This is a genomic window from Candidatus Hepatincolaceae symbiont of Strigamia maritima (genome assembly GCF_055505085.1).
The window spans coordinates 1-2,390 of the sequence record NZ_DBKDTU010000106.1 but is presented as its reverse complement, the minus strand read 5'-3'; the positions used below and the strand labels follow the sequence as shown (position 1 = coordinate 2,390).

At 26.3% G+C, this 2,390-nt stretch carries 2 protein-coding genes; both read right to left on the bottom strand.

What is annotated here, in order from left to right; translation table 11 throughout:
* On the bottom strand, positions 1–745 hold a 745-nt coding region (locus ACQCX0_RS02565; protein ID WP_462562599.1), incomplete at its 3' end, for a TdeIII family type II restriction endonuclease.
* Position 746: 1 nt separating this feature from the next.
* Positions 747–2,330: a DNA methyltransferase gene (locus tag ACQCX0_RS02560; RefSeq protein WP_462562598.1), complete on the bottom strand. Its 1,584-nt coding sequence runs from the start codon at positions 2,328–2,330 to the stop codon at positions 747–749.
* Between the last annotated feature and the right edge of the window lie 60 nt (positions 2,331–2,390).

The following is a 2,390-nucleotide window of genomic DNA, read 5'->3' as shown; positions in this document are numbered from 1 at the left end:
TATAAAAATAATTATCTATAATTTCTCTAAGCTCTATACCTACTTCTTCAAAAGAATGAAGTAGTATTTCGTACGTACCAATACCACCTAAAAAATCCCAAAATTCTTCTGCTACTTTTAATTCTTCTTTAATATCTAACATGCCAGCCATAGTCCACCTTTCATAGGGGTTAGGAGAATATGGATTATAAGGTATTGCTATAAAGGCATTTATATTAATATTTTTATCAGTATGCAGTGAAGTAGCTACCCATTCTAATAATGTTCTTTTATATTCACTAAAGCTTCCTTTGTTTGGCTTAACAGTTTTAATATCAATTAAATATACATAATTATCATAGGATTTTAGGTATAAATCTACTTTAGTATGTTTTATATTAACTACGTTTAAAAAGTTGACAGCAGACAATATTTGTTTAGTTTCATCAATTTTATTAGGAACTTTTACAGAGGTTTTTAAAGAATCTATAATATTTTGGATAACTTCTTGAGCATCTCTATTAATTACTGATCCTACCGTATATTGATTTTTTACTTCTAAAAATTTCTTTTCAGCAATAACTTTAGCAACCTGTTCAAATATACTGGTGCCAAAACTAGTGCTTAAAGAATGAATAAAAGAATACAACGCCATTCTATCCTTGCCTAATAATCTAGTATGGAATGGCATATAAGAAGTTTCAGGATTATACTTGTGTAATTTATTGATTATTGCTTGCTTAATAATGTCTTTTACTTTATCCAATTTATAATTCCTTTATATGAAAAATTATTTCATCATAAGCTGATTTATCTTTTTCTGTTCTGTTTAATACAGGTCTTTTATACATATTTACTATCTTCATATTTGCTAATGAAGCAATTTGCGGATAGAGACCATATTTATCATTGGCTACTAAAAAAATATTATAATCTTTAGTGAAATATGGTTTTAGATTCAATAAAACCTGACTAATATTAGTAATATATTCGCTTTTAGCTTTTGCCCCACTACCGTTGCTAAGAGAACCTATCTCTATATCATCTCTTCTGGTAAAATTAAACATTTCATATGCGTAAGCATGCTGTTCATGATAATTGATTAAACCAACATAAGGAGGGCTAGAAAAAACACCAGCAATTTTTTTCTCAGTAATTTTTTGATATAGGTTATTATTGTCCTTTTTTAATTCACTAAGAATATCAATAGATCTAGAATCTCCCACTAAACATAACTGTTCTGTATTAGTTCTTAGTTTGTCAAATTCTTGCAATCTCATTAAAGTATCTTTACTATATCTACTTAATAAAACACTTAAAGAGTAAATAGGTTTACAGATTTTACCGTGTTTTTTGCAATAATATGGAAGAGTTTGTGGCTTTTTTAATGTAGCTAAATCAGAATGGGTTGTTGCTCTAGCACTTCTAATAGTCCTACTTATAATAATTTTTATAATATTAAGCTCTGTGCTATCTTGAAATTGCTTTAATTCCTGCAGTAAAAAATCTAGTTCTAATTTTACCGGAAACATCAACCATTGATCTAAAAAACTACTACTATTTTTATTAGTAGTGTTTATTGAATATTTATCTATTAAACCCATATAAGTATTCAAAAAACTAGTTTCTTTTTCTGTAACATAAGTTTTTTCTTCTATTTCTTTATTTTTAATACTAATTTTAAACTCTGGAGATGGAAAGTATTGCTTGTTAAAGCATGCTAATTTATGATTTAACTCTTGTATGAAAGAAGTATAGTTTGTTGTATCTTGGGATTGAAATTTTAACAAAGATACCCATACCTTATTAAGCATATCTTTTAATTTAATAAAGTTTGGCTTAGATACTTTTATATTAGATATTAGTGTATTAAACTCTGAAATATCAACACCTATAGCAGAGATTGCCATCTCGCTTGATTGAACTAAAGTAGTACCACTACCACAAAAAGGATCTATTATTATATCGTCTTGTTGAAAGAATACTTCTTTTTTTAAATTATCAATTTGGTTGCTTAAGAAATACTCTACTAATTGGGGGATAAATTTACCTTTATAAGGATGAAGTCTATGAATATGTTTGGTAGTTTCTTTTTCTGTATATTTATCAAAAGATAAGCTCCAATTGATATCTTTTTCTAAAAGATTCTGAAGGTTTACTTTTTTGATGATTAATTTTTGGTAATAGTCTAATAATTCAGCTTTACTTATATAAATAGTGTTGTTTTTTACAATTTTGTTAATTAAACCATACTGTACTAAATAATAAATATTAGATTTACTAACATTTTTTTCTAAAAATTGACTAGCCCAAATACTAGCATCTTGTAATAAGAATAAGTCATTATCCATGCTTGATTCTACAATAACTTTTTATATATTGTTAATTATTTTTTAAAATTATACTATAAT